Below are 26,244 nucleotides of genomic sequence, written 5' to 3' on the forward strand. Positions count from 1 at the left end.
TGGCGACATAACCGAACTGGATGCCCACGGCAACCAACTGAATTTATTCAACTTTTAACCGGACACTAGTGCAGCGCAATATATGATATGGCCTCCCGAGGCCAATTTCCCTCGCCAATCAAGATTGGCCCCCGTGCATCGGCCTGGGTTGCCGCTGAAGTCGATGCCTGGATTGAGCGCAGGATCGTCGAGCGAATGACATCCTGAGACCAGTCCCCTCGGGGTCGGGGCGGGTGCGAGTTATCTCTGGCACCTCGGCTTCCCATGCTCCCTTACTCCGGCAGGGTTGGACCCAGCCCAAGCAGTCTGGATTTGAGGGCATCCTGTCTTTGCGCTGCATCATCTGGCAGCGAGGGTCTTTCCCCGTTAGCGGGTTGGCCTGCCGTAGACTGGCCACCTTTCAGAACAAGCTCTGCGTTTCCCAGGAGTGCCAGTCCCAGAGCGGCAAGATGTCGGAGACGCTCCGCGCGCTGCCGGGCAGGGATGCGAGCGAGTTCGGTATACAATTCCTGCGCAGCCCCCTCGGTCACGGTGACAATGACTCGCATTGCTCAGACCCCCAAGTACCAGAACCCGATGGCATTGGCGGCCACGGGATCAATCGGCACATGTATCGTCAGGTTCGGGAAAGCTTCGCGAATGGCGGGGTAGAAGAGGGTGGCGCCGCCTCCGGTGAGCAGTATCAGGTCCGCCTGAATGTCCAGGCTACGCATGTTTCGCTGCAACAGCTTTATCGCCTGGGCGGCCGCAGTCGCCGCGGCATTGCCGATGGCGGGCCTGATGTCGATCTGCTGTCCGCCCAACAGGGCGCGGTTGCGCTGTTCACGCAAGGCGCGCTCGAGGCGGTCTATTCCGGGATTGACCTTGGTGTCTTGAGCCAAGTCTGCGGCGGCTAACTCGAGCACGCGTGACACAGCTTCCAAACTGGTGCCCGATGACGATTGCCGGATCGCACCACGTTCCAGCGCGACCCAGTCCACGGAGAAAAATCCGGGGTCGATCACCACCACCCGGCCTTGCTCGATGAGATCCAGATGCAGTCCGCTGCGAACCAGATCCAGGTAGGCGCCCACGGGCTGCGGCAGCACAATCACCTCTCGGACTTCGATCACCCGATCTTCTTGAACACGATGTTTACCCTGGAGCCTCTCGATAAGCGACTTGCGCAGGGTGGTGTTCAGATACTGGCTGACCGGCAAGCCCGTGACCACCCGGTCCAGATATGGCTCCCCGGTCTGTAACAGCGCCGCGTGATAAAGGGCAAGATACGGGTCCGAGAATGGGAAGTCTGGGGTGAGCTCTCGCTCCCAGTGCTGGCAGTGCTCCGGATCCATCGCGGCGGCCCAGGGGTTATCCCGTACAGTGACCCCAAGATAGGGCGTATTGCGGCCCTGCTGGATCGCCTGCGCCACGCTCTCCAGCGGGCACGCCCCGCCAGGGCGGATCATGACGCGAGGTCCGGTACTGAAGTTACCGATGACGACTTTTAGGTTGGAGTAGCCGATATCAATGCCTGCCGTGACCATGGTGACTCCCAGTGCACCTGCAGTGCACTTTGCGTGAATGGAAACAGGTCGATGTACCGCCGCAACACCTACAGTGCACTTACCGATCCTGAAGCCATTCTCCGTATCCACGGGCCTGCTGGTGACGATCAAAGCGTTGAAATCGCGTGCCATGCTCGCTATTGGGGAGCCCTGATGTGCCGATGATGGGGCGTGATTCGCAACACCCTCGATTCAGCGGTTTTGGTGGGTCCGCCATACTCTACAGGCGCGGCCCGGGAGGGCGAGTCAGGTAGACCGACTCGGCCCGGGGAATTCGGGTTCATCCCGATCAACAGTGCGCATGGCCCAAAGTCGGGCCAGGCAATGGCCAGGATCATGTACGGGGGAGTAGGGCGCGCCGAGAGAAGAGCGTTTCCGGGGAACTTTCAGTCTGGCGTACCCTGCCAGGGTGAGTCAGTAGAGTAGGTAACCGGCGGACCCACCCTGGATGGGCCATGGCTTCATTGGACCAGAAGACAGATTGTGTAAGCGAGACATGGACAGATTCCAGGGCAAACCACATACTTTTGCAACTACTCCGAACAAGCCTGCCACCGTGTTGAGACTGTGCGCTGTTAAACAGCACCAAGCTGCCGCCGAGTTTCTCGGTAACCGCGCTGTGGATGGTTGGCCATGACCGCCCACAAATGGCAGTTCACCGCTCGCTTCCGCCGCCAGGCCTTCGGTTGGCGCTCTGACCTGCCCATCAAGCGGATCCAGGAAGCGGTCAAGGAAATCAAGCAGGCCGCCCGCAAGGAGCCTGTGCTGGCGGCTGAGGGCGCCGTCACCCTGCTGGTGAAACTCTCTCCGGCGCTGGAGCAGGTGGATAGCTCCTCGGGTGCCCTGGGTTCGGCGGTCAATAGAGCGATAGATACCCTGGTGCCGATCATTGCCAGGGCAGACGTCGATACGCCCCTGCGCGAGCGTTGGCTGAACCGCTTGTGGGAGGCGCTGCAGGAAGACGATATGCCTTACATCGAAATCCTGGGCGATTATTGGGGCGAGTTGTCCGTGACACCCGAGGTGGCGTCACAGTGGGCTGACGAATTCCTCCCTGTTCTCGAAAGTATGTGGAGTCCGAAAGCACCTCCCCACGGATTTTTTAAGGGCACGACGGCCTGCCTGGCATCCCTGCACACAGCGGGCCGCCACCGGGAGCTGCTGGCGTTGCTCGACAGGGCACCGTTCAAGTGGTGGCATGACCGTCGTTGGGGCGTAAAAGCTCTCGCCGCAATGGGCAAGAAATCCGAAGCCATCCGTTATGCGGAGGATTCCCGCGGTCTCAATGATCCCGGCTGGCAGATTGCTCAGGCTTGTGAAGCCATCCTGCTATCTTCCGGATTGGCCGACGAGGCGTACCGTCGCTATGCCATTGAGGCCAACCAGGCAACAACGTACCTGGCAACATTTCGCGCCATCGCCAGAAAGTATCCCGACAGGCCAGCGGAACAGATCCTGCGTGACCTGATCGCCAGCACGCCCGGCGCCGAGGGCAAATGGTTTGCCGCCGCCAAGGACGCAGGCCTGTTTGCGCTTGCTGCTGAACTCGCGACGCGCAGCCCGACCGATCCACGCACCCTGACGCGCGCTGCCCGTGACTACGCTGAGAAGCAGCCTGACTTCGCGCTGGCGGCGGGATTGGCTGCACTGCATTGGATCTCACAAGGCTACGGTTACGAGATTACCGGTGCTGATGTGCTCAATGCCTACTCGGCGGTAATGCAGGCGGCCTCAACGGCAGACATTACGGCGGAGGTTAGGACGCAGATCGGGGCCATGTATGCAGCACCGGAAGGAGAGTTCTTGCGGACCGTTCTGAGTCGCCAGTTTTAGAGTTGAAAGTCATTCCTGCGAGCAGTCCCGCAGTGCGTGCGCCAATGCAGCAGTCTTGTCACAACAGGCTTGGCATGTCGCCATGAGGTTGCATTATGTCGGTCTTTGTCAATAAATACCGACAAATGCAACATCATGAGTTGGCAGCGTCTTTAGGGTAGGTGATCAGCGGATCTACCCATGGATGGTCATGCAACATCCGCTATCGCGACCGAGCAACACGTGCAGTATTGACACCTTGCCGTCCACCATTCAGTCACAGAATCAGCATAATTCTGTTCAGATGCGCATGCCCGAGGACGGATTACAGCCGTCCTCTGGAGCCGCAACTGCATATTACATGTCTGAGAGGGAGGTGGCCGTGACGATACATGACCAGGACCCGTGGTATCTTAGTTTCCGGGAACTGATTGCCGTCGAGGTTTCTGCACTTCGGGAGCAGACGCAATCCCAAGTGAACTATTTCTGGCAGCAGCATCACGAGATTCACGCGACGCGCCCTTACGATGAGTGGGGGAGTCTTGGGTTACGTCTTCGCGAGCGCAGCGTGGTGTTCGGGATCGAGTGGTATGTGAATTCCTACTTCGGTCCGCGCAAAAAGCGGGTGGTTGTCAGCAAGGCGGTTACTCTGGCGGCTGATCGTAGTGCAAAGTTGGCCGATGGGACGGGTAAGTTGAAGGGATGGGAGCTGGAACTCAGCCAATCACTGGAGCCGCAGTTTACGCTGGTCCGTCGTCAGCTGGATGAATTTGTAAAAATGAACCTGCGTGCGCAGATCTACATCCAGCGCAAACAGAAATTGCAGAGCGCGAGCGAATAAATCGGAAAGATCCGGGCAGTGGGCGGGACTGCCACACTGCCGCAGGAAAACAAGTTTAGGTGGAAATCTCACAACTCTCGCGGGAATTGCCGGCGTCGAAGTACGCTTGGAATACTTTCGGGGTCCGCCCACGGCCTGACCATAGGTGTTCCTGGCCGTCGAGTTCCAAACGATAACGCGGCGGCACAGTGGCTCGTTTGCCAGCCTTCTTCGCGGCGGCGGGTTTACCTTTCGCGGCAGCTTTGCTCGCAGCCTTGGGGGTTTTGGCTTTGGCTTTGGTTTTCGCCTTGGTATTGATCTTGGCCTTCGCTTGGCCCTTTGTCTTTACGGTGGTCTTCTTCAGATCATTGGGCTGCAGGCCACTCTCTGCCAACAGCGCGTTCACCTTCTTGATGGTGGCACTGCGTTCCTGTGATTGTTTCTTTTCCAGTTTGGTTTTCTCGGCCGCAAGTGTTTTGTCGAGCGATGCGACTAGTTTTTCGAGATCGCCTATAGGGAGCCGGCGCGCTTCAGTCCGGGTCATCGTGATAGATTTGACAAAAGGTGCCAGAGCGGAGGTTTTGCCTTTCATAAAAGATTCCTGTTGAGATTACTGCGCGTATTATAATTTTTTATCACAGTTAAACGCAAAGCGTGTTTTCAGGCAAAAACTGTTCAATCATTTCGTACACGATTCTTCTAATGTCTATTTTTTCTCCATCAGCAAACCGATAATTTTCGACGTCTTGCGCAGCTCTACCCGACGTTATACCTGCCACTCTCTAATGTAGTTTCGGGAGGCCATGCATGCTGAAGATGTTATCAGGGAAGCTTCATCCGCAAGGTCTCGAACCGGAGCGGCCGGCGATACCTCGTTATCCACCGTTTCGCGAGGGCCTGCCCTATGTGCCGGTGGAGGCCATCCTGGAGAGCCAAGATGTTTTGGTCAGCCAGTTACAGCAGGTATCGGGTCTTAGGCGTGAAACATTCGGTCGACTGCTAATTCCGGTGCTGCGCGCTCTGGCGGACTGGATTCAGCTGCTACCCGCTTCGGAGCAGCACCATCACTGTGGCGCCGGTGGCCTTTTTCGGCACAGCCTGGCAGTGGCGGTACTGGCAGGACGGCTGGCGGACAGCGTTATCTTTGCCTCCGATGTAAGCCCGCTGCAGCGCAAGGAGTGTGAGGTCCGCTGGCGCGCCGCGGTCGTGGTTGCGGCCTTGCTGCATGATGGCGGCAAGCCGCTCAGTGACCTTGTGGTAAGTGATGCCGGAGGCAGCCAGCGCTGGCAACCGTTGCTGGAATCCTTGTCGGGCTGGACGCAGCGCTATGCGCTGGAACAGTACTACCTGCACTGGCGGGTAGGGCGGGGTAAGGCCCATGAACAGCAGGGATTGTTGTTAGTCCCCCGTCTTGTTCCCACGGCGGTTCTGGCATGGCTGACAGAGCCTGGGCAGGACATGCTGCAGTCCATGCTGCTGGCGATCGGCTGTCTTGATCTCGAGAACAAGGTATCCCGGCCCATACTGGAGGCGGACCGGTTGTAGCGGAGCAACTGTCGCATACGCGCCCCCCGATCGATTCAATGTCCGTGTTGCTTTATATCACAGCAGGGGCACCCCTAATGAATACGCTGCCGTGACACCATCAAGTATAGACAACCGCAGCTGCAGCGCTTGAGTGCGGCCTGTCGGCTGCGCAAGTCGCGGGCGAGTACCCAGCCTTCGTTCAGGGTCAGCCGGCGCCAGGGTTTGGTGTCCGGGAGGCAGGCCTCCTTTCTGGCCTGGAGATAGGCCCGGTAAGCCCTGCTTAGGGCGTCCAGGTCTACCTGTCGGTACACCTCCGGACCGCCAATCTCCACGTACAGCCCCATCAGCAGCGACCCCTCGACCAACACGCGCCGGGTATTTACGATGGCATCCGCCTCTGGCAGTTGGCCGGCTCTGGGCGGTCGCCCGGTGATTTCCTTGTGCAACTCGCGCAGGTATTGGCCGTTCAGTCCCGTATCCAGTGCGACAATCGTGGTGCGGTAGCCTGCATCCAGGAGCATCGCCGCCCGGTTGATCATTTCTCGTCGGTTTGGTGTGTTCATCGCGCTTCTCCTGGAGTGGAGAGGCTGGATAAAAGGTGCGCGATACGGGGGATGCCGTTGCCGCGGGCCTTGACCATGTCCAGCAATTGGTGCGGGTTCCCCCGAGGCTGAAACATGAGGAAGGAAGAGCTTGCCAGTCGGTGCAGGTCGTCGATACCGACCTCCTCCAGAGCCTTCATCAGGTCCAAACTGAGGCCAAGTCGAGCCACGGCCTCAGAAGGATCCAGTCGCGCCAGTTCCCGCGCGGCGTGGAGGTAAGCCAGGTTCAGTTCATAAAAGTCCTTCTCTCTCGGTGTCATCTTCGTCGCTCCATGCGAGTAATAAAGCCCCATAGATGGACAGCACACGGTCTCCGTACCAGCGCGCCCTGTCGTCCCGCCAACTTTGGCAACGCCCTATACCCAGGGCTGGGTCCTGCGGTGCTGAAGCCATCGCCTTAGCCAGGATTTGTGCGCCGACGTTGAGGTTAATCCTGCTATCCAGCAGGGCGGCGGGATTCTCCACACGGTGGCCATGCCAGTGCAGATTGATCTGCATAAGACCGACATCCAGTGTCCGTGACGATTCGGCCTCCAAGAGTGAGGCCAGCAAGGTGCTAGCGGACTGCACGTCTCGAGGGTAGTGGGTCTCGGTACCTGCCCGCAACGCATAGCGCCACGGGGTGACCTGACTAGTCCCTCTGGGAGTCGCGGACTCGGCCAAGGCGACCGCGTAAAGCAGAACGGGGTCCAAACCGTGGATCTGTCCGGCAATATGCCATTGCTCGCCGGGGAAGGCGTGGGCGGTGCTGCAGAGGGCAGCGATGCCTAAAGGGAGCAGACTGTAACCGTCCGGTAAACCCATCTATTCGCGCCCCGCAAACTGCGTAAGCTAGGTGCCCACCTAATCTTAAGTGGGCACGTGATATGGATAACGAAGCGGCTCTTCCAAGGATCATCAAGCGGCGCCGTCGCTACTCTGCGGGGTTCAAAAATCGAGTGTTGGCCGAGTGCCAGCAACCGAACACCTCCGTGGCCGAAGTTGCGCTGCGTCATGGCCTCAACCTCAACCTGGTACACAAGTGGCGCCAATTGATGACTGTCGAAGACACCGGAGAGTTTGTGCGGCTACCCATGCCGGCCAAAGACCAATCCAATCCACGCCAGAGCGTAGGGCGCGTTCAGCCCACTGTCAGCATCCGGCTGGATACGCCGCGCGGTCCGATCACCGTCGAGTGGCCATTGAGTGAGATTGACCACTCGGTCGCCTGGCTCAAGGCGCTCGTTCAGTGATCAAGATTGACGAGATCTGGCTATCCCGCGAGCCGCTGGATATGCGCGCCGGACCGGATACGGCGTTGGCGCGTGTCATCAACCGCTTTGGCAAAGCACGTCCGCATTGCGCGTATGTCTTTGCCAACAAGCGCGCCAACCGGATGAAGGTGCTGGTGTGTGACGGCTTCGGTATCTGGCTGGCATCGCGCCGGCTGCACCAGGGTCGGTTCGTCTGGAGTCAGCTGCGCACCGGCGATCCACTGGCCATTGATCTGCCACAGTTGCAGGCGCTGGTGGTCGGCTTACCCTGGCAGCATGCTGGCGCTGGGCACTTCATGGACCGGCATTAGATAACACCAGAATCCCGCTCGCAGTTCCAGAGAACGATTGCCGATGATTGCGGCTGGCACCGCTTTGCTTGTGCTGGCACAGTATTCCCATGCAAGCGCCTATCGATCTCAATCAGCTCAACGAGACCGAACTCCGCCAGATGGCGGAGCAAATGCTGGCGCAATTGGGCGAACGCGATGCGCGCCTCGTGGCGCAGGACGCCGAGCTTGCTGCACGTGACGAGGCCATTCGCCGCTACTCTATGCGCGAGGAGCAGCTGACTCACGAGATTGCCCTGCTTAGGCGCCATCGGTTCGGCAAACGCAGCGAAGGCGTCAACCGGCAGCAATACAACCTCCTTGAAGAACTCGTTGACGCAGACACGGCGGCCATTGAACAAGAGCTGGAGCGGCTGGCGGAGAGTCGTCCGCGGCCCGAGCCCAAGACCCGCACACCGAAGCGCCGACCCTTGCCGCCCCAGCTGCCACGCACCGAGATCCATCATGAACCGGAACACACCACCTGCAACTGTGGCTGCGCCCTGACCCGGATTGGCGAGGACGTTAGCGAGAAGCTGGATTATGAACCCGGCAGCTTCTCGGTGGAACGTCACATCCGCGGCAAGTGGGCCTGCCGGCAGTGTGAGACCATCACGCAGGCCCCGGTGGCACCGCACGTGATCGACAAGGGTATCCCCACCACGAACCTGCTGGCGCAAGTGCTGATCAGCAAGTATGCGGATCACCTCCCGCTGTACCGTCAGGAACAGATTTACGCCCGAGCAGGCGTTGAACTGCCGAGGTCCACCCTGGCGGACTGGGTCGGACGCTGTGGCGTGGAACTGACGCCGCTGGTGGAGCACCTCCGGAGCAAGTTGCTTGAGCACGCGGTGCTGCACGCTGACGAGACGCCGGTGCCCATGCTCTCGCCGGGTAAGAAACGAACGCACCAAGCCTACATCTGGGCCTACGCGACGACGCGCTATGCCCCGGTGCAGGGTGTTATTTACGACTTCCAACCCTCACGCTCCGGCAAGGCCTCCCGGGAATTCCTGGCGGACTGGCGAGGTCAGCTGGTCTGCGACGATTACACCGGCTACAAGGCCGGCTTCACCACAGGCATGACCGAAGTGGGTTGCTGGGCACATTATCTGGAGTTGTAATTTATCCAGAGTTTCATGCTGGAAAGACTAGTTTACAAGCAGTTTTCTCTATCCGATACGCTGCATAAATTTCGGTACTAAGTCTCCATTCACGTTCAATGCCGACAGTTTGGGCGCAGCTCAAACGTCATTACTCTATACAGGCTAATTGACATTCCGAGCTATGGAGTGACGATGACAATGCAGTCAGTGTGGGATAAGCGATTCTCAGCAGTCGCCAGGATTTGGCGGCAAAATCGATGCCTTAAATCCAGCTCGATTTCTGTCTACAAGCTTTGGGTATGGCGGTTTTCCCTCTACTGCCAAGACGGGAGGCTTGAGGAGAATTCCCAACTCACACTGCTACGAGTTTCCCGGTTTGCCGAGTGGTATGCACAGACGCATGATGTCGATAGTGTTGTCACGTTTGATGCGGCTCGTAGTGCACTCCGGAGCTGGGCTGTAGCACTGCAATTGCTGGGTGAGACGGTACCTCCGTGGACGCCGTCGAAGCGCCCATGTCACCCACGTGCAGCGCTACTGCGTGATTTCGCCGACCATCTGCGCCTTGATCGCGGCAACCCGGAGGGCACAGTCCATAAGAAGCTTAGGCATATTTCCCTGTTCAATACATTTCTGATCAGGCGAAGCCGACCGCTGCAACGACTCCGTTTACAGGATATTGATGATTTTGTAATTGAGAGCCGCAGGCGCTATGCACGTGTCACCGTCGCTGACTTTTGCTCAACGTTACGTGGTTTTGTCCGCTTCCTGCACATGAGTGGGCGCTTATCTGTCGATTTTTCCTCCTCGATCTCCGCGCCTGTAGTACGCCGCAGTGAACGTCCACATCGTACACTCCCGTGGGCGGATGTGCAGCGCATTCTGCGATCTGTCGATCGCCGAAGCCCTTGCGGGAAGCGCGACTATGCACTTTTGTTGATGATGAGTACTTACGGTCTGGGTGCAGGTGAAGTCATTCGACTAACGCTTGACGATATTGACTGGAAGGTCAGCACACTCCGAGTAACACGTCCTAAGACCGGCGTCGAGTTTATGTTGCCATTGCTGCCCGCTGTGGCGCGGGCACTGGGAAGTTATCTGCGTCACGGACGACCAGTGCACGCCCAGACCCGACATGTGTTCGTGACTATGAGCACGCCGCATAAACCTCTGGCCTGCGCGGTGACCATTCGTCACATCCTGCATACACACGCCCAGCGAGCTGGCGTATCTGCAGCCTATCTCGGCACCCACGTTTTGCGCCACACGCATGCTTGCCGCCAGATGGAACTGGGCACCCAGCCCAAGCTCATTGGCGATATTCTCGGGCATCGGGACCCAGAGTCAATTTCTGCATATCTGCGGGTCTCGATCGAGCGCTTACGTGATATGGCGCTGCCGGTACCGACATCATGACGAACGTCACAGGTGATGAATTGGCGCGTGACATCAAGGATTTTCTCGCGTTCAAACACGCTTTGGGTTATCCATATACGCGGGGGGAAGCCACCTTGCGTAGCTTTTACCGATTCGTTCAATGTGAACTCGAACAGCGTCTGACGAAGCAGCCGACAATAGCCCTTGAGCCAGCAATTCAGAGCTGGTTGTCACGAGTTGAAGGCCGCAAAGCCGTGACTATATCGCTCGACCTGGGAGTCGTGCGCCAGCTATGCCGCTATCGGCGACGCCGCCATCTAGGAGCATTTGTACCGGAACACGCGTACGCACCGCAGACCGAGTCGGTGTACTCCCCCTACATTTTTTCACACAAGGAGGTCCAACAGCTCATTACTGCCGCCAAACGGCACCAGGGACGCAATATCTGGGCGGCGATGCTGCATCTGTTGCTGCTGACCCTCTACTGTACCGGGCTACGCTTCGGGGAGGCAGTACGTTTGCGTCTGTCCGATGTCAATCTCAAACAGTGTCGGTTTGCTATTCGCGAGAGCAAAGGTCGCAGCCGACTCGTACCATTTGGCCCTGACCTTGCTCGCGAGATCAATACTTATCTGGAGAAACGGACGCGCATTACCGTCGACACCGAATACACAGGGACAGATGCCTTTTTCATCCGTCTCGATGGATCTCCGCTAACAATTGGAGCCGCCTCAGAAGCAGTTAGGCGGCTTTTACGCAAACAGGGGTTGAAGCCAACCAAGGGCCGGATCGGACCGCGTCCCTATGATTTTCGTCACGCCTATGCAGTTCATCGCCTGACCGATTGGTACCGCCAAGGCGTCGACGTCCATGCGCGACTGCCTTGGTTATCAGCTTACATGGGCCACCTCAATGTGCTCGGTACCGAGGTCTACCTGCATGCCACGCCGGAGCTGTTACAACTGGCCAGTAATCGCTTTGAACAGCAATACAGACGCCCAGGATCAGTCCGATGATACGGGAGAAGACACCTGGACTGTTGTCGTTAGTCCAGTCGTTTTTCCGGGAACACCTCGAGTCCAACTGCGGTGCAAGTCCCCATACCATCCGGGCATATAGGGATGCGCTTCGATTACTCTTTCGGTTCATGGCGGATAAAAGAGGATGTGCTATAAGTGATTTGCGACTCGAAGACCTAACTATCGAATCGATCCAGGCCTTCTTGGCGCACCTGGAAATCGAACGGGGTAATACACCGGCAAGTCGCAACTGCCGGCTCACCGCCATCCGAGGATTCTTCAAACATCTGATTCGTCATGACCTATCACGTGGCAATCAGTACTATCGTGTGATTGCACTGCCATCAAAGCGATCACGCACTTCGCCTGCTCACTATCTGGAGCCAGAGGACGTGCGACTGATTCTTCAACAGCCTGATCGCAGAACCGTCCTGGGTGCTCGCGATCACGCGTTGCTGCTCTTCCTTTACAATACCGGGGCGCGCGTCAGTGAAGCACTTTCCGTTCGTGTTCAGGACTTGAGCCTGCTACCGCCGAGACAGGTGTATCTTCAGGGTAAACGCAAAAAAGTTCGGCACTGTCCTTTGTGGGGGGAGACTGCGACCTCCCTGCAACATCTGTCCACTGTACGCGACGGTCGTCCAAATGAACCGATCTTCCGTAACCGATATGGCCATCCGCTGACCCGCGACGGGGTGGCCTACATTCTACAAAAGTACGCCAAGCTGGCATCTCGTGATTCTCCCGGGATTAATAAGCATCGTATCGCGCCGCATCTACTTCGTCACAGTTGCGCGGTGGCCCTACTCCAGGCCGGCGTCGACGTCACGGTGATACGCGACTACCTGGGACATTCCAGTATTTCTACTACCAGTCGCTACATCACCACCAATCTTCAGATGAAGCAAGATGCGCTTGAAGCATTCTGGCGCAAGTCAGGTCTCGTGCCTGGGCATACTTCACCCTGGAAGCCGAAACCCGATCTCCTGACTTTCCTGGAATCTTTGTAGCGTGTGTATTTATCCGGAGCAAATCGAGATTACGCTTTACCGTGGGGTCGCGAATATGCGATAAATAAGGCACTCGCTGACCAGGTTGATGAATGCAATACCAGGCAGTCCGGATAAATTACAACTCCAGATAATGCACCTTATCTGGAGCACGGGATAAGGTGCACGCCCGACGCAAGTTCCACGAGCTGTTGGAGCGGAACGAAAGCCCCATCGCCGAGAAAGCGCTATCGTACATCGGCATGCTCTATGACGTTGAGCGACAGGCCAGCGGCCTGCCGCCAGAGGAGAGGCAGCGGCTGCGCGACACCGAGGCGCGGCCCGTTGTAACGCATCTGCGTGAGTGGCTGACGGGCCAGCGATCCCGGCTAACCAACGGCACACGGACTGCGAAGGCCATCGATTACACGCTGAAACGGTGGGCCGCCCTGGTCCGCTACCTGGATGACGGCAATCTGCCTATCGATAACAACTGGGTGGAGAATCAGATCCGGCCCTGGGCCCTTGGCCGAAGCAATTGGCTGTTCGCTGGCTCCCTACGCAGTGGCCAGCGCGGTGCCAATGTGATGACCCTGATCCAGTCGGCAAAGATCAACGGTCTGGATCCGCAGGCTTACCTGCGTGACGTTCTGGCACGCTTGCCCAGCGCGCGACAGTCAGACCTTGATGCTCTGCTGCCGCATAACTGGACACCTCCGATCAAGGTGTAATCACCGGACGCATACAGCAGACTGCGTCGAAGGCGAGGCAAACGCTGCCTTAGCCCTGCCGCCAGATACCACTTGGCGTTCAGTGCCGCCGACGCCATACCAAACAGGTGATGGAAGGGTGGTGCTAAATGATGAGGACGGCAGTACCCCTGGCTGATACCCTGAGTTTCACTCGGGTGGCAGATGGTACCTTGGTCCCTGTATAGGCGCTGTGGCATGCCCTGACCTGCAGGAATAGTTGGTAGGCGCTATCAACTTACCGTAGGACAGGCTATGCCGAATGCAAGCAAAGTGCTGGAAATGATTGTTTTTCGGCCGTAAGTCGGTCCATTTCAGCTTTGCTTGGAAGGTCCCGAGCGAGTGTCCTAACATCTGCTGTCCGTTAGGTAATACGGACCCACAGCTGGTCATTGTTCCAGCATGTCACAAATATAACGTGCGAGATTACTTTCCAGATTTTTTAGCACAACCCGCTTAGGTTTGCCAAACCGCATTACGACCATGAGTCCGTCAAACTCGGATGTGATAAGCCAAGCAATCTCTTGCGCCTTGTCAGCCTTGAGATCTGGAGACGCGCTTAATAAAAATGAAGACAGAATATCAACATATTTCCTATAAAATCGCCCTGTGATTGCCTGGATTTCTTGGTCGTGAGCTGCCATGCCCCAGATTGCGAGCCATAGGAATAACGTTGATCGAGATTTGACGTCGCTGAGAAGAAAGGTAACGATCTCCTCTATCTTTTCGTACTTGCTGTGACCAGTGTGGGATACGCCCGACAGCCGATCCTTGTAGTTTTCCAGTTCAGGTAGTAAAACCGCCCAGAGGAGGTCTCTCTTATTGGCAAAATAATACTGAACGTTACCGGGTTCGACGCCTGCTTCCGTTGCCACTCTCCGAAAGACAAAGTTGTCATATCCTTCATCTAAAAGAAGTCTTCTGGCCGCAGCTACGATGGTGTCACGTGTCTGTTGACCTTTCTTGCGTCGTGGGGGGTTAATCACCGTTTAAAACTCTACTAACAAAAAAAGTCATCGCCATCTCTGCAGAAATTGGCCAATACACCGAGCGGCCAGCGGGGACCGAATATATCGGCGACAAATGGTAGCATTTGTAGGTGTGAGCAGAAAGGGTATTAGCTCTTCATATAGGAATTTTTGGGGTCACATAGAGGGAGCAAAGAGATCTCCGCAGGGTACCTCAATTTACCAACTTCAACTTCATAAAGCCCCTCGTTGAAAAACCCTTTACGAAACACCTCGGGGTGCTGTATATACGCCAGTCCGACTGGGCAATTGAGGGTATGAGAGAAGCCACCAGAGGTTACTCGACCGCTTATCATTTTATTAAGCAACAACGGCTCCTCGCCATAAATGAGCTTATCGCATGTGGGAAGAATAAAGCTTACGAGACGCTTGCCGGGCGGGCTATCCTTTTGTTTAAGCAGGGCTTCCCGGCCCCTGAAGCCACCCTTTTTGTTCCAGTCGACCAGAAAGGAGAGGCCAGCTTCAATTGGGGTATCGGTGGGACCAATGTCGTGACCCCATTCCCGGAAGCCCTTTTCCAGTCGTAGTGTATTAAGCGCATGATAGCCGGCGTGCTTGAGGCCAAAATCCTTTCCTTCGTTGACGATTCTTTCGTATACATGAGCCGTGTATTCGGTTGGTACGTAGAGCTCCCACCCAAGTTCACCAACGTAGGAAATTCTCAGTGCCTCTACATTCGCATAGCCTATTTCGATAGTTTTTTTAGTGGCGAAGGGAAATGCTCCATGGCTCACATCATTGGGAGTCAGTTTTTGCATCAGGAGCCTGGCGTTGGGACCCATGATGGCGAGTGTTGAGTAAGCTGATGCAACATCAGTCACAAAGAGGTGGTTGTCATTGGTGCAGGATCGGTTGAGGCAGGAGTATACGAAGTTATGGGTGGCCGCACCCGCTATTACCATGAACGTGTCTTCTTTAAGGCGCATAATGGTAACGTCGGCCTCGATACCAGCGTCGTTGTTGAGGAACTGTGTATACACTACCCGGCGTGCGTCTACAGCTACATTATTTGTACTTAAAAAATTTAAAGTTGCTTCCGCATCACGGCCCTGGACAAGAAACTTTGAAAAAGAAGAAAGCTCGAAGAATGTGACATTCTCCCGCGTTGCGCGATGTTCTTTGGCTGAGTAATCAAACCAATTTTGCCTGTCCCATGAATAGACATATTCAGCTTTCTCGCCTTCGGGTGCGTACCAGTTGGGGCGCTCCCAGCCGCCTACTACACCAAAACAGGCTCCCTGATGCGAGAGTTTCTCATACAAAGGAGTTTGCCTGGCATTCCGAGCGGTTTCTGGTTGTCTGTAGGGCCAATGCATTGCGTACAAAAGTCCAAGAGTTTCCTTGGTACGATCATAAAGGTACTGTGAGGTATTCTGAAAACTTTGTACTCGCTTCACGTTCACGGGCACGATATCCACAGAAGCTCTTCCTTCAAGAACAATCTCAGATAGCACCTTGCCGACTCCCCCTGCTGATTGGATTCCAATGGAATTAAAGCCGGCAGCGACGAAAAGATTTTGGATCTCATGTGATTCGCCGAGGTAATAATTGTCGTCAGGTGTAAAACTTTCTGGCCCATTAAAGACTAGCTGAAAGCCAGTATTCTCCAACTGTGGTACCCGACGAAGTGCATTTTCGAGGTAGGGCTGAATGTGTGCGAAGTCATCGGGTAATTGATCAAAGCTGAAGTCCTCGGGTATACCATCCATCCCCCAGGGGACAGCCTCGCGTTCGAATACGCCTATCAAAAGCTTCCCTGCGTCCTCCTTGAAGTAGATACAGTTATCCAAGTCTCTGATTATAGGAAGATCCGAGGGTAGATTGGGTATGTTTTCAGTTACCACGTAATAGTGCTCAGCGGCATGAAGAGGGATTACAGCTCCACAGTGATCGCCCAACGCACGTGCCCACATGCCTGTGCAGTTAATCACATAGCGTGCTTCCATGTGACCGAATGTTCCGCTCACCCCAACGGCCTTCCCATTTTTTAGATGGATACGATCTACGCAGGTGTTTTCAAAAATTAAGGCCCCATGCTGCCTGGCGCCTTTTGCCAATGAGAGTGTCGTATCAACTGGGTTAGTTTTACCGTCAACCGAAATATGCACCGCACCGTGAAGATCAGAGGCACAGATAAGCGGAAGTCGTTCTGCAATAGCATCCGGCGAAAGAACTTCCACATCGAGTCCGGAGTAAGCAGCGACAGATGCTGAACGTTTTAGCTCCTCGAATCGTTCGCTTGTGCTGGCAAGAGAGTAAGACCCAATCCGTTTATATCCGGTTGGCTGCCCAGTCTCGGCCTCAAGTCCGGCATAGAGGTCCGCCGTGTATTTCGCCATTTCAGTTAGTGCGTGGTTATTTCGCATGCATCCGACAAGCCCTGCTGCGTGCCAAGTGGTGCCGCAAGTTAGATTCTTTCGTTCTAAAAGAACAGTGTTCTTACAACCCGAGCGAGCTAAGTGGTATGCGACGCTGCATCCGATGATTCCCCCTCCTATGATTACGACTTCAGTTGAATCTGGCAGCGATTTAATGGACATGAAGATTATCCTTATAAAAAACAATAGGTTGGAAATTCGAAGATGTTTGCTTGTGTTTTACTCTTTGGGCTGTCGCCGCTACCGAAGCGAAATTTGATTCACCTCATACTAGTATAAAACACTAAAATATATATTGTACTAAAAACATTAATGGTCTAGGTTGAATATTGCGGATATGCTCGATCAGCTGGTAGTGAGGTAAGTCCGTGTCGAACAACAAAATGGAGTATAGGGGAGCTGTTATGATCAGGGGTAAAAAATGTTCTACAGCCATATTGATTTCCTTTTTTTGCTCAAGCCTTCCAGTACATTCACAGGTTCTTGAAGAAATAATCGTAACTGCCCAGAAGCGAGAGCAAAACATTCAGGATGTGGGAGTTTCAATTTCTGCATTCACGGGTGCTCGGGTACGAGCCATGGGTTGGCAGAGTAGTGAGGATATTGCAGCTCAAACACCAGGTTTGATAGCAACCTCTTTTTCGGGCGATTCCACTGTCTCATTATTTTCGATACGCGGGGTAGGCCAGAATGATTTCGCGGATCACCAAGAGGCGCCTACTGCAGTGTATGTAGATGGCGCCTACGTCGGCTTTACTGGCGCAGCGGGTATTCAACTGTACGATGTGGAGCGTGTAGAGGTACTACGGGGACCGCAGGGAACCTTGTTTGGAAGGAACGCAACCGGTGGGCTTATTCACATTATCAGCAAAAAGCCTACTAGAGAATTTGAGGCCTATGCTGATCTGACTATCGCCGAATATAATCAATTGCGTTTCGAAGGTGCCATCAGCGGACCGCTTACGGAGAACCTGGCCGCCCGTTTTTCTTTATTGCAGGATAAGGCGGATGGTTATTTCGATAATGCGTTGGGGGATGACGCACGGGACCGGGACTTCACCAGCGCACGACTCCAATTGGACTATAGTCCGACCTCATGGCTGGATGCAAATATTGCACTCAGAGCGACACGCAGCGATACGGTTGCTGGTGCGTATGACTTCCATCCCGCTTTCGAAGAGTTAGATGATATGCTGACCGACTTCCAGGGGACGCCAAACAACTTTCCTGGGGTTAACGATGGCGCACTAAACCCAACTGGAGTGAACGACCAGGAGGCCTACGGTGGTACAACAACATTAGTGTTCAAAGCGGACGACTTTACAGTGACATCGATCACAGATTTTACTGATCTGGAGAAGTATTATCTTGAGGACTCAAACGGTAATGAAAGCCGGTCTCTTGATTATTTCACGGATCAGGACAGTACACAGTTCTCGCAGGAGTTCCGTGTTAACGGCGAAACCCGGAACAGCCGCTGGGTCGCAGGTTTCTACTATCTGAACCTAGATGGCGATTACGTCAGCTTCCTGAATGCTCCCACCTTCGGTGGCGCGGTTACCAACAGCTATTCTCTGGAAACGGATTCGTGGTCACTTTTCGGGCAGGTCGAATACGATCTCTCCGATACCCTTACGCTTGTTACCGGCGCTCGGTTCGTGAAAGATAATAAGGATTATTCGTTGTTGTCGCAGTGCAGTCCGGCCACGGTGATCCCCGTTGGGGAGCCGTGGTTGCCTGGTTTTCCTCCCAACGACTGTAGTATATTTACCTCCGGCGATCCGACGAGCCCACTCGCAGTTGAAGCCGGGCCAATCTCTCTGCAAAGCAATGATGAGGATATTACCGCAACTGTTTCGTTAAATTATGTGCCCAAGGAAAATTTGCTGACTTACGTCAAATTTAGTAGAGGCATGAAAGGAGGAGGATTTACAAACCCCTTGGACGGTTTTCTTTTCCTGGACGAATTGTCGTACAAACCTGAAATCCTTCATAGCTATGAGGTGGGTGTCAAAGCTGACCTGTGGGAGGGTAGGGCAAGGGTAAACGCTAGCGCGTTCTACTATGATTACCAGGATTACCAAGGGTTTGTTTTTCAGGGTATCACGACACAGGTCAAAAATCTGGATGCGGAAATCTATGGTGGTGAACTCGAGTTCTTTCTATCACCCGCAGAAGGATGGGAGTTTGCCGCCGGACTTTCACTGATGGAGGCGACCGTAGAGGGTGTCGAGTTGGCGCCCGGGATTTTTGAAGATCAGAACATGATTACGGCGCCAGACGTGTCAGTTAACTTTCTCGGTCGCTATGGATGGCAGTTGCGGAACGGCGGCAATGTGTCTGCACAGATCGACGGCGTCTATGTCGACGAACAGCAATATAACACCAATAACAGCCCACTGACTCTCGGTGAAGACTATACACTTTGGAACGCGCGGGTCGGGTACGAGCATCCCCACGGGGACAACAGTTGGGAAGTGGCAATGTTTGTCAATAATTTGACTGATGAGGAATACCAGACCTATCGATTTGATCTCTCAGATTTCTTCGGCTACGCGCTACTGGTTTACGGGCCTCCCCGTTGGTTCGGAGCTGAATTTAGATATAACTGGAACTAATACTTCTGTGCAGCAGGTGTGGATGTGGTACGCCCGAAGAGCAAAGGAATGAGTTATGGCAAAGAAAATCGCAGTATTTCCTGAACCTGGTGCGATTGGGCCCCTCATGAATCTTATCGGTATCAGTCAGGGGCTGCGTAACCGGGGATATGACATATATTTTATTTTGGAGCCCGGTCTTCGTGGCACTGCTGAGCAATATGGGTTCAAGGAAAACTACATAAGTTGTATGCCGCCTATGTCAGAGGCGGAGCAGGCCAAGTATTGGGACGACTTCATGGTGGATTACATGCCGACGTTCCGTTACTCGCCACTGGGTCAAGTCGGAACCTATGTCAAGGCGTGTTGGGAAGCGATTACGGATACCTCCAGATGGTCTGTAAAAAACGGGCTCGACAAGGTAATTGCAGATATAAACCCTGACCTTATTATAAACGACAATGTAGCGGTTTACCCGGCAACGCAGAAGGCGGGCTGTCCTTGGGTCAGAATGATTTCATGTTCCGAGAATGAAATCATTGATCCCGATATACCGCCCCACCTTTCAGGTTGTGCGGAAAAAGACAAAAAGTGTTTTGAACAATATAACTGGGAATTTGAAAAGCAGATAAAGCCTCTGCACGATGAGTTTATGGATTTCCTGGAAGAGTGTGGATGCCAACGCCTTCCGTTCCCGGAATTCGTGTCGCCTTCACCCTATTTGAACCTACTGCTTTATCCTAAGCCTTTGCGCTTTAATAGACGTAACCCTCTCGATCCGAGCCGATTTGTCTACCTTGACGGTTGTGTCAGGGATGAACCCCAGAATTATACACTGCCTTCCTTCGAATCGAATAACGATTCTCCATTAATCTACCTAAGCTATGGAACGCTGGGTGGAGCCGATGTGGAACTTATAAAGCGCATGATAAATATTCTCGGAGACCAACCTTATCGTGTTCTAGTCAATGTCGGGGAATATATGGATCAGTACAAGGAAGGACTGCCTGACAATGTGCACATCAGCGCCTGGTATCCTCAGGTGGCGGTACTTCCACATGTGGACATTTTTATACAACACGGCGGAAACAATAGCTTCAATGAAAGCCTGTATCACGGTATACCGCCATTGATTATGCCTTTTGTCTGGGATGGGCATGATAACGCCCAGAGAGTGAATGATACGCGCCATGGTATCGGTATGCATCGTTACGAGTGGAGCGATAATGAATTCTTAGACAACATCAGGACCTTGTTGTCGGATGAGGAAATCCGATCCAATGTGCGGGCTACGAGCGAATACATGCGATCGCAGGACGGAAAGGAAAAAGCTGCTGAAGCAATTGACCAATTTCTCCAATCATCGACAGGATGACATTATGCTTGAAGCGAAGTTACTGACGAATCCTCTCGAACTGCAACAGCATGAACTGACGGATTGGGGTAAGGTTGCCGCGCCTATCGGCGACCCAGTTTCGCATGAAAGTGGCGTGCTCCTTTTCAGAAGGGAAGACAAATCCTCTGAAATGGGAATGTGGCAATGTACTCCCGGTGTCTGGCGTTGTGACGTAGTAAAAGACGAGTTCTGCTACTTCCTCTCAGGGAAAGCAATCTACCGGCCCGACGCGGGTGCGGAGTTTACCGTGACCACTGGTGTTGCGGCAGCATTCCCGGCCGGTTGGTCTGGCACCTGCGAAGTGCTGGAAACCGTCAGAAAAGTTTACATGGTCCGCTAACGAGCCGCTAGAGGTAGGTGTGATGTCAGGCTTCGATCCGGGGAAGGCCCAGCTCTTTTCCGAAAACCAGTATAGGGAACTATCCGGCACAGAACATGATGTGATCAATCCGGCTACCCTTGAATCAGTAGGGAAGAGAGGTGTGCCGCATGCACAAGAAATAGATCGCGTTTTGTCTTGCGCTCGGCGTGCCCAGCAGGAATGGAGTAAATTAGATCCTAAAACCCGAGCAGCGAAATTACACGAAGTTGCACATTCAATGAGCCATCAACTCCAACGGGAGGTGTCAAGGCTGATGACCATGGAAGTAGGTAAGCCTTTTCCGGAATCGATGGGAGAGCTAGCTAACATTGCGTCCATATTTGACTATTATGCCGAGCTCGCCAGAGGTGACGCGGGAAGTGTTGCGGGATCAATTCAGCCGGGCCTGTTCCAGTTCAAGCGCTATGACCCATGCGGCGTGACGGCCCACATTGTTCCGTATAATTACCCAATTCTCATTATGGCGTTCACGGTGGCCGCATCACTCGCAGCGGGCAACGCTGTGATCATAAAGCCATCAGAAATTAGCACGCTCTGTACGCTTTGTTTTATGCAGCACTTTCAATCGCTCCCGTCAGGGATTGTGTCCTGCATACCGGGCGACGGTTCTACTGGGGCATTCCTTGTTGATTCAGATCAAATCGATGTGGTTGCGTTTACTGGGTCTGCTGAGACGGCGCAATTGGTGGCGATTGCATGTGCGAAAAAAATGAAACCGTCGGTTCTGGAAGGCGGCGGAAACGATCCGCTCATAGTTAGTGATCATGCCGATATCGATTTCGCGGCGGCCGCTGTGACCTGCTCCGCCTTTCACCTGTCAGGTCAAATATGCACGTCTACTGAGCGGATTTACGTAATCGACTCTGTACACGATGACTTTGTACGGAGTTTTGTTGAACGTGTCCAGGCACTGCGTGTAGGAGATGGTTTTTCCCACAGTGAAATTGGCCCAATGTCTACTGAACGTTCACGTGCGAACGTGATCAGGCTTATCCAAGGTGCGGTGGAAGAGGGTGCCTCGGTTGCGTGCGGTGGAGGAGTTCCTCGAGAAAGGGATGTGGGTTGGTTTTTTGAGCCGACCGTCCTCTCAGATGTGACGCCTGACATGCAGATTATGCAGGAAGAACTATTCGGGCCTGTAGTGGCTGTGTGCCGCGTGAAGGATTTCGACCAGGCTCTCTTACTATGTAATCAGTCCCGATATGGGCTGGGCGCGTCCGTATTGACGACAAACCTCGGCGAGGCAATGAGAGCGGCAGAGGAACTTCAGTGCGGAATGGTGTGGATAAACAACCCTTTGGTTGACAATGATGCGTTGCCGTTCGGAGGGCGTAAGCGTTCTGGGCTGGGAAGAGAATTGGGCTCTGAAGGTCTTAATGCATTCAGGAACGTTAAATACGTAACCTTCGATGGTGAGCAGCGTATTCAGGATTGGTGGTATCCATACGATGATTCAACATTCGATGTTTGAATGCAGGGGTGAAGGCGCAATCGTTTTATATCTGTCGTTTTATCGTTGGGAGATTAGTCTATGAGAGTAGTCATACTCGGTGGCGCGGGGCTTATGGGTAAGGGGATTGCGCTCGATCTACTTTCTGAACAAAGCGAGGACGTTACGGCTGTTGTAGTAGCTGACAGTAACAAGAAAGCTTTGTCAGGGCTGAACGAGGCAATCCAGGACAAACGTTTCAGCGTTTTTCATATCGACGTTCGGGAAGCGGATGCTGTCAGGGATATCCTCAGCGAGGCTCAAGTGTGCATAAATGCCGTGCCTACATTCGCAGGGCTGCAAATGGACATTTTCAAGGCATCGCTTGACGCTGGCTGCCCCTACATTGATCTGGGCGGGATGGGTATATACACACAGAAGCAAAAAGACCTTCATCCTCTGTGGCAGGACGCAGGGTTGAGCGCAGTGCTAGGTTGCGGCGCCGACCCAGGGATGTCGAATGTACTTTGTAAAGCCGTCGCAGAAAAACTTGACAGTATTGAAAATATTAATCTGTTTTGGGCAGGAAAAATAGTGGGACCGGACAGCCCGGTGCTTATACCACTTTACAATATCTACACATTGTTAGCGGAGTATCACAATTCAAGTTGGCAGTTTTTAGATGGAAAACTGAGAGAACAACCGGCTCAAAGCGGTCATGAGACAATCATACTACCCGAACCATTCGGAGAGACCGAGTTTATGTTTTCGCAGCATTCCGAGCCGCTTACCGTGCCATTTGCAAAAGGGATCGCGGAGAAGGGTATAAATGAAATGACTTGGAAGCTACATTTACCCGAGCAGGATGACCGGATCTGGAAGAGCTTGGTTAAAGCGGGTTTTGGAAGCTTTGATGAACCTGTGGACCTGAATGGAATGAAAGTTAGCCCCGGGGAGCTTCTGAGTGCTGTTATATCGCGTAATATTGAGCGTAATCATGAGCGGCTTCCCGAACAGGAAGATTATCAGATTCACTTTGCTGTCGGACACGGGGAGTGCGGTGGACTCCCGACTACTGTGCGTGCAACTGTAACGTCGGTACCTGATGAATTCTTCAGTGAGTATCATGATGCCGGTACCTCCATGAACGCTTCCATCGCTGCACAGCTTTTGGTGCGGCAGGAAGGGCAGGCAGGTGTTTTTAGTCCGGAGGAGTTTTTTGATGTTTCGAGATATTTCGCTGAGCTGAAAAAACGGCGTTTTAAAATAACACTTGACGTATGCACGGACGTGCCAGTTTAGCGATGAACAAAAAGGAGTGCAGTCCCTCGTTCGACGACATACTGGATCGTTACAACTTGAAAGGTGCTTCCGTCTGCAGGGTCGAAGAGGGGTTGATAAACAAAACGTTCCGTGTTCATTGCCCCAGTGGTCGGATCTATATATTGCAAAAGGTCAACCCTGTTTTTCCGCTTTCCGTAAACCGTAATATCGATTTCGTGACGCAGCATCTGTTACGCCAGGGGATGCTGTCGCCTGCTATCTTGCGAACTTTGGATGATAGCACCGAGGTCACAGCAGAAGACGGGGTCTGGCGAATGCTGACATATATAGATGGCGTCAGCGAGGCAACCCTGAGTTGCCAGAGAGGAGCCTTCGAGGCAGGGCGGCTGGTTTCATCGTTCCATTCTGCTCTTGTTGATCCTCCCGCGGGATTGGATTTTCATGATCTGCACCTTCTTGACATGGCGTACCATACGGAGCAGTTGCTTTCCTGTGAAGCAGAATTGCGTAGACACAGGCGTTACGATTATCTGGCGCCGCTTGTGGAATCGCTCCTTGAATACGTGAGACACAGTGAGAGGCTGCCTGACCTATCCCATCGAATCTGCCACGGAGACCTAAAGATTTCCAATGTTATTTTTGACAAGACAACATATCGCGCTTTGTGCTTGATTGACTTAGATACGATTGGGCCCAACCTTCTCCCGCTCGAACTTGGTGACGCTATGCGGTCCTGGTGCAACCCCGTCGGAGAAGACCTTAATGAAGCGCAATTCGATACACAGATATTTGCTGCTGCAATTGACGGATATGCTTCTGTAGGGCGTGATTTTATAGAGGATGTCGAACGAGCCTCTATCGCCACTGGTATTGAGAACGTTTGTTTGACGCTTGCGTTGCGTTTCTGTGTCGACGCGGTTCGGGAGGATTATTTTGGATGGGATAATGCCCGGTTCAGCAGCCATAGCGAGCATTCACAAGTTCGTTCTGAGTCTCAGCTATCTTTGTTCCAAAGTGTGCGTTCTATCCGGTCTGAATTGGAGCGTGTTGTAGAACGCGCATTTTTAGTATGAACAATCTGGTGAACGGAGGGTACTCAATGCGAAGCGATCTGTTTATCAATGGCGAATGGGTCAGCAGTGATAGCGATGAAAGAATTAGTGTGGTAAACCCGGCGACTGGGTCTGAATTTCATTCGGTGCCGGCGGCAAGTGTGATTGATATAGATCGCGCCGTTACGGCGGCCAGAGAAGCACACAAAGCTTGGGCGGAAATTGGCGGAAAGAGGCGTGCGCGCTACCTGCATGACATGGCTTCTCAGATCGGTGCGCGACGAGAGGAACTGGCGCGATTGGAAGTGGCGGACAACGGAAAACCACTTGCCGAGGCCTTTGACGATATGGATGAGGCTGCCAGGTGCTTTACATACTACGCGGAACACGCCAGAGCGCTCGAGAATAAGCAATTTGAGATCTTGGATTGGCCTCATAAGGAATTCAGGTGTCGGATACGTTATGAGCCGATGGGAGTCGTTGCGGGGATCATTCCTTGGAATTATCCGTTTCTTATGGCGGTTTGGAAAGTAGCGCCAGCGTTGGCGGCCGGATGTACGATTGTCCTAAAACCATCTGAGATAACGCCGTTGACTGCCCTGGAGCTAGGTGCAATGGCCCGCGAGGTAGCGTTACCGCCAGGTGTACTCAATATTGTCACTGGAACCGGCCAAGGTGCCGGTGCCCCTCTGGCGGGCCATCTGGGTATAGATAAGATCGCCTTTACTGGAAGTGTGGAGACAGGGCGGAAAATAATGTCAGCGGCATCCCGCGACGTCAAGAACATAGGTCTTGAGCTTGGTGGAAAGTCCGCTTTGCTGGTGTTCGATGACTGCGATTTTGAGAACGCGATCGAATGGATCTTGTTTGGGATTTTTTGGAATAAGGGTGAGATATGCTCGGCTACCTCGCGCGTCCTCATTCACCGCGCTATATACCGGCGTGTCGTAGACAGGCTGGTCGAGGAAGCCGATAAGCTGGTAATCGGCAACGGCCTGGAAGATGGCGTTCAGATCGGTCCGTTGGTGAGTGAGCAGCAATACAAAAAAGTAAGCAGCGCGATAAGCAAGGGTAAGGCTGAAGGAGCAATGTTGCTTACGTCAGAACAATTGCCGGCACATCTGCCAGGCGGCTACTTCCTGCGTCCAGCCATTTTTGAAGAGGTCGATTTTTCCAGCGATCTTTGGCGGGAAGAAATTTTCGGTCCGGTTCTCTGCGTAGCGCCTTTTGATACCGAAGAAGAAGCGATTCAAATCGCTAACGATTCAGAGTACGGCCTGGCGGCTAGTGTAATGTCGCGTGACAAGGAGCGCTGTGATCGAGTTGCAATATCGCTGCAGGCCGGCACAGTTTGGCTCAATTGTTCCCAGCCCAATTTTGTCGAAGCGCCTTGGGGCGGCGTTAAACGCAGTGGCATCGGCAGGGAACTCGGTCGCTGGGGTCTGGAAGGGTACCTGGAAGTTAAGCAGGTAACAGATTTCGATACCAGAGAGCGGTGGGGATGGTTTCTGGGTTGAGCATCACCCGCCAGAAGCGGCTGCAGCAGACATGAACTCAAACGCTACGCG

The 26,244-nt window shown here is 53.9% G+C and carries 23 protein-coding genes and 2 pseudogenes; 18 read left to right on the forward strand and 7 right to left on the reverse strand.

Annotated features, from left to right (window positions below; genetic code table 11):
• Positions 1 to 78: 78 nt before the first annotated feature.
• Positions 79 to 207, forward strand: a complete 129-nt coding sequence (locus tag Q6D67_RS21930) for a helix-turn-helix transcriptional regulator (RefSeq protein WP_370551999.1) — start codon at positions 79 to 81, stop codon at positions 205 to 207.
• 344 nt (positions 208 to 551) lie between these two features.
• Here Q6D67_RS21930 and Q6D67_RS19135 read toward each other — a convergent pair whose 3' ends face one another.
• Positions 552 to 1,679 carry a ParM/StbA family protein gene (locus Q6D67_RS19135; RefSeq protein ID WP_304707276.1) on the reverse strand — a complete coding sequence of 376 codons (1,128 nt, stop codon included), beginning with the start codon at positions 1,677 to 1,679 and terminating at the stop codon, positions 552 to 554.
• A gap of 501 nt (positions 1,680 to 2,180) precedes the next feature.
• Here Q6D67_RS19135 and Q6D67_RS19140 point away from each other — a divergent pair.
• A complete protein-coding gene (locus Q6D67_RS19140) occupies positions 2,181 to 3,380 on the forward strand; it encodes a hypothetical protein (protein ID WP_304707277.1) in 1,200 nt (399 codons plus the stop codon).
• 361 nt (positions 3,381 to 3,741) lie between these two features.
• Positions 3,742 to 4,200 carry a conjugative transfer protein MobI(A/C) gene (gene mobI, locus Q6D67_RS19145; RefSeq protein ID WP_304707278.1) on the forward strand — a complete coding sequence of 153 codons (459 nt, stop codon included), beginning with the start codon at positions 3,742 to 3,744 and terminating at the stop codon, positions 4,198 to 4,200.
• 55 nt (positions 4,201 to 4,255) lie between these two features.
• Here mobI and Q6D67_RS19150 read toward each other — a convergent pair whose 3' ends face one another.
• Positions 4,256 to 4,771, reverse strand: coding sequence for an H-NS histone family protein (locus Q6D67_RS19150; RefSeq protein WP_304707279.1), 516 nt, complete (start codon positions 4,769 to 4,771; stop codon positions 4,256 to 4,258).
• A 215-nt stretch (positions 4,772 to 4,986) separates the two neighbouring features.
• On the opposite strand from Q6D67_RS19150, the gene mobH reads away from it, so the two are divergent.
• Positions 4,987 to 5,724: a MobH family relaxase gene (mobH, locus tag Q6D67_RS19155; RefSeq protein WP_304707280.1), complete on the forward strand. Its 738-nt coding sequence runs from the start codon at positions 4,987 to 4,989 to the stop codon at positions 5,722 to 5,724.
• Positions 5,725 to 5,798: 74 nt separating this feature from the next.
• Here mobH and Q6D67_RS19160 read toward each other — a convergent pair whose 3' ends face one another.
• The 3 genes from Q6D67_RS19160 to Q6D67_RS19170 are packed head-to-tail and all read right to left on the reverse strand — an operon-like array spanning position 5,799 to position 7,112.
• Positions 5,799 to 6,269 (reverse strand): FlhC family transcriptional regulator, encoded by a 471-nt coding sequence (locus Q6D67_RS19160; protein ID WP_304707281.1) that lies wholly within the window; start codon positions 6,267 to 6,269, stop codon positions 5,799 to 5,801.
• A complete protein-coding gene (locus Q6D67_RS19165; RefSeq protein WP_304707282.1) occupies positions 6,266 to 6,568 on the reverse strand; it encodes a flagellar transcriptional regulator FlhD in 303 nt (100 codons plus the stop codon). The genes Q6D67_RS19160 and Q6D67_RS19165 overlap by 4 nt, the downstream gene beginning before the upstream one ends.
• Positions 6,540 to 7,112, reverse strand: a complete 573-nt coding sequence (locus Q6D67_RS19170; RefSeq protein ID WP_304707283.1) for a transglycosylase SLT domain-containing protein — start codon at positions 7,110 to 7,112, stop codon at positions 6,540 to 6,542. Before Q6D67_RS19170 ends, Q6D67_RS19165 begins: the two co-directional genes overlap by 29 nt.
• Positions 7,113 to 7,174: 62 nt before the next feature.
• Between Q6D67_RS19170 and Q6D67_RS19175 the strand changes: the two genes are divergently transcribed.
• The 7 genes and pseudogenes from Q6D67_RS19175 to Q6D67_RS19205 all read left to right on the forward strand — a co-directional run.
• Positions 7,175 to 7,540, forward strand: a complete 366-nt coding sequence (locus Q6D67_RS19175; RefSeq protein WP_304707284.1) for a transposase — start codon at positions 7,175 to 7,177, stop codon at positions 7,538 to 7,540.
• Positions 7,537 to 7,872: an IS66 family insertion sequence element accessory protein TnpB gene (gene tnpB / locus Q6D67_RS19180; protein ID WP_304707285.1), complete on the forward strand. Its 336-nt coding sequence runs from the start codon at positions 7,537 to 7,539 to the stop codon at positions 7,870 to 7,872. Before Q6D67_RS19175 ends, tnpB begins: the two co-directional genes overlap by 4 nt.
• A gap of 89 nt (positions 7,873 to 7,961) precedes the next feature.
• A pseudogene (locus tag Q6D67_RS19185) lies at positions 7,962 to 8,999 on the forward strand (IS66 family transposase); the annotation flags it as partial.
• A 189-nt stretch (positions 9,000 to 9,188) separates the two neighbouring features.
• Complete coding sequence (locus Q6D67_RS19190; RefSeq protein ID WP_304707287.1) at positions 9,189 to 10,412, forward strand: site-specific integrase; 1,224 nt, start codon at positions 9,189 to 9,191, stop codon at positions 10,410 to 10,412.
• Positions 10,409 to 11,389 carry a tyrosine-type recombinase/integrase gene (locus tag Q6D67_RS19195; protein WP_304707288.1) on the forward strand — a complete coding sequence of 327 codons (981 nt, stop codon included), beginning with the start codon at positions 10,409 to 10,411 and terminating at the stop codon, positions 11,387 to 11,389. The genes Q6D67_RS19190 and Q6D67_RS19195 overlap by 4 nt, the downstream gene beginning before the upstream one ends.
• Positions 11,386 to 12,402: a tyrosine-type recombinase/integrase gene (locus tag Q6D67_RS19200; RefSeq protein WP_304707289.1), complete on the forward strand. Its 1,017-nt coding sequence runs from the start codon at positions 11,386 to 11,388 to the stop codon at positions 12,400 to 12,402. Before Q6D67_RS19195 ends, Q6D67_RS19200 begins: the two co-directional genes overlap by 4 nt.
• Before the next feature lie 164 nt (positions 12,403 to 12,566).
• Positions 12,567 to 13,112 (forward strand): annotated as a pseudogene (locus tag Q6D67_RS19205) (IS66 family transposase); the annotation flags it as partial.
• Positions 13,113 to 13,519: 407 nt separating this feature from the next.
• Here Q6D67_RS19205 and Q6D67_RS19210 read toward each other — a convergent pair.
• Together Q6D67_RS19210 and Q6D67_RS19215 are read right to left on the reverse strand one after the other, a co-directional pair.
• A complete protein-coding gene (locus Q6D67_RS19210) occupies positions 13,520 to 14,116 on the reverse strand; it encodes a TetR/AcrR family transcriptional regulator (protein ID WP_304707290.1) in 597 nt (198 codons plus the stop codon).
• 131 nt (positions 14,117 to 14,247) lie between these two features.
• On the reverse strand, positions 14,248 to 16,698 hold the full coding sequence (locus Q6D67_RS19215) for an FAD-dependent oxidoreductase (protein WP_304707291.1): 2,451 nt from the start codon (positions 16,696 to 16,698) through the stop codon (positions 14,248 to 14,250).
• 242 nt (positions 16,699 to 16,940) lie between these two features.
• Between Q6D67_RS19215 and Q6D67_RS19220 the strand changes: the two genes are divergently transcribed.
• The 7 genes from Q6D67_RS19220 to Q6D67_RS19250 are packed head-to-tail and all read left to right on the forward strand — an operon-like array spanning position 16,941 to position 26,193.
• Positions 16,941 to 19,154, forward strand: a complete 2,214-nt coding sequence (locus Q6D67_RS19220; protein ID WP_304707292.1) for a TonB-dependent receptor — start codon at positions 16,941 to 16,943, stop codon at positions 19,152 to 19,154.
• A gap of 55 nt (positions 19,155 to 19,209) precedes the next feature.
• Positions 19,210 to 20,508 carry a glycosyltransferase gene (locus tag Q6D67_RS19225; RefSeq protein ID WP_304707294.1) on the forward strand — a complete coding sequence of 433 codons (1,299 nt, stop codon included), beginning with the start codon at positions 19,210 to 19,212 and terminating at the stop codon, positions 20,506 to 20,508.
• A 4-nt stretch (positions 20,509 to 20,512) separates the two neighbouring features.
• On the forward strand, positions 20,513 to 20,869 hold the full coding sequence (locus Q6D67_RS19230; RefSeq protein WP_304707295.1) for a cupin domain-containing protein: 357 nt from the start codon (positions 20,513 to 20,515) through the stop codon (positions 20,867 to 20,869).
• 22 nt (positions 20,870 to 20,891) lie between these two features.
• A complete protein-coding gene (locus tag Q6D67_RS19235) occupies positions 20,892 to 22,382 on the forward strand; it encodes an aldehyde dehydrogenase (protein ID WP_304707297.1) in 1,491 nt (496 codons plus the stop codon).
• 60 nt (positions 22,383 to 22,442) lie between these two features.
• Complete coding sequence (locus tag Q6D67_RS19240; protein ID WP_304707298.1) at positions 22,443 to 23,642, forward strand: saccharopine dehydrogenase family protein; 1,200 nt, start codon at positions 22,443 to 22,445, stop codon at positions 23,640 to 23,642.
• A gap of 2 nt (positions 23,643 to 23,644) precedes the next feature.
• Positions 23,645 to 24,697 (forward strand): phosphotransferase enzyme family protein, encoded by a 1,053-nt coding sequence (locus Q6D67_RS19245; protein ID WP_304707300.1) that lies wholly within the window; start codon positions 23,645 to 23,647, stop codon positions 24,695 to 24,697.
• A gap of 26 nt (positions 24,698 to 24,723) precedes the next feature.
• Complete coding sequence (locus tag Q6D67_RS19250; protein ID WP_304707301.1) at positions 24,724 to 26,193, forward strand: aldehyde dehydrogenase family protein; 1,470 nt, start codon at positions 24,724 to 24,726, stop codon at positions 26,191 to 26,193.
• Positions 26,194 to 26,244 lie beyond the last annotated feature (51 nt).

Source organism: Haliea sp. E1-2-M8 (genome assembly GCF_030649675.1).
Classification (GTDB): Bacteria; Pseudomonadota; Gammaproteobacteria; order Pseudomonadales; family Halieaceae; genus Haliea.

Bases quoted from the DNA above. Each gene is read 5' to 3' on its own strand.
- Q6D67_RS19135 (WP_304707276.1), bottom strand. From the start codon at position 1,679: ATGGCACGCGATTTCAACGCTTTGATCGTCACCAGCAGGCCCGTGGAT.
- Q6D67_RS19140 (WP_304707277.1), top strand. From the start codon at position 2,181: ATGACCGCCCACAAATGGCAGTTCACCGCTCGCTTCCGCCGCCAGGCC.
- Q6D67_RS19150 (WP_304707279.1), bottom strand. From the start codon at position 4,771: ATGAAAGGCAAAACCTCCGCTCTGGCACCTTTTGTCAAATCTATCACG.
- mobH (WP_304707280.1), top strand. From the start codon at position 4,987: ATGCTGAAGATGTTATCAGGGAAGCTTCATCCGCAAGGTCTCGAACCG.
- Q6D67_RS19160 (WP_304707281.1), bottom strand. From the start codon at position 6,269: ATGAACACACCAAACCGACGAGAAATGATCAACCGGGCGGCGATGCTC.
- Q6D67_RS19165 (WP_304707282.1), bottom strand. From the start codon at position 6,568: ATGACACCGAGAGAGAAGGACTTTTATGAACTGAACCTGGCTTACCTC.
- Q6D67_RS19170 (WP_304707283.1), bottom strand. From the start codon at position 7,112: ATGGGTTTACCGGACGGTTACAGTCTGCTCCCTTTAGGCATCGCTGCC.
- Q6D67_RS19175 (WP_304707284.1), top strand. From the start codon at position 7,175: ATGGATAACGAAGCGGCTCTTCCAAGGATCATCAAGCGGCGCCGTCGC.
- Q6D67_RS19190 (WP_304707287.1), top strand. From the start codon at position 9,189: ATGACAATGCAGTCAGTGTGGGATAAGCGATTCTCAGCAGTCGCCAGG.
- Q6D67_RS19195 (WP_304707288.1), top strand. From the start codon at position 10,409: ATGACGAACGTCACAGGTGATGAATTGGCGCGTGACATCAAGGATTTT.
- Q6D67_RS19200 (WP_304707289.1), top strand. From the start codon at position 11,386: ATGATACGGGAGAAGACACCTGGACTGTTGTCGTTAGTCCAGTCGTTT.
- Q6D67_RS19215 (WP_304707291.1), bottom strand. From the start codon at position 16,698: ATGTCCATTAAATCGCTGCCAGATTCAACTGAAGTCGTAATCATAGGA.
- Q6D67_RS19220 (WP_304707292.1), top strand. From the start codon at position 16,941: ATGATCAGGGGTAAAAAATGTTCTACAGCCATATTGATTTCCTTTTTT.
- Q6D67_RS19225 (WP_304707294.1), top strand. From the start codon at position 19,210: ATGGCAAAGAAAATCGCAGTATTTCCTGAACCTGGTGCGATTGGGCCC.
- Q6D67_RS19230 (WP_304707295.1), top strand. From the start codon at position 20,513: ATGCTTGAAGCGAAGTTACTGACGAATCCTCTCGAACTGCAACAGCAT.
- Q6D67_RS19235 (WP_304707297.1), top strand. From the start codon at position 20,892: ATGTCAGGCTTCGATCCGGGGAAGGCCCAGCTCTTTTCCGAAAACCAG.
- Q6D67_RS19240 (WP_304707298.1), top strand. From the start codon at position 22,443: ATGAGAGTAGTCATACTCGGTGGCGCGGGGCTTATGGGTAAGGGGATT.
- Q6D67_RS19245 (WP_304707300.1), top strand. From the start codon at position 23,645: ATGAACAAAAAGGAGTGCAGTCCCTCGTTCGACGACATACTGGATCGT.
- Q6D67_RS19250 (WP_304707301.1), top strand. From the start codon at position 24,724: ATGCGAAGCGATCTGTTTATCAATGGCGAATGGGTCAGCAGTGATAGC.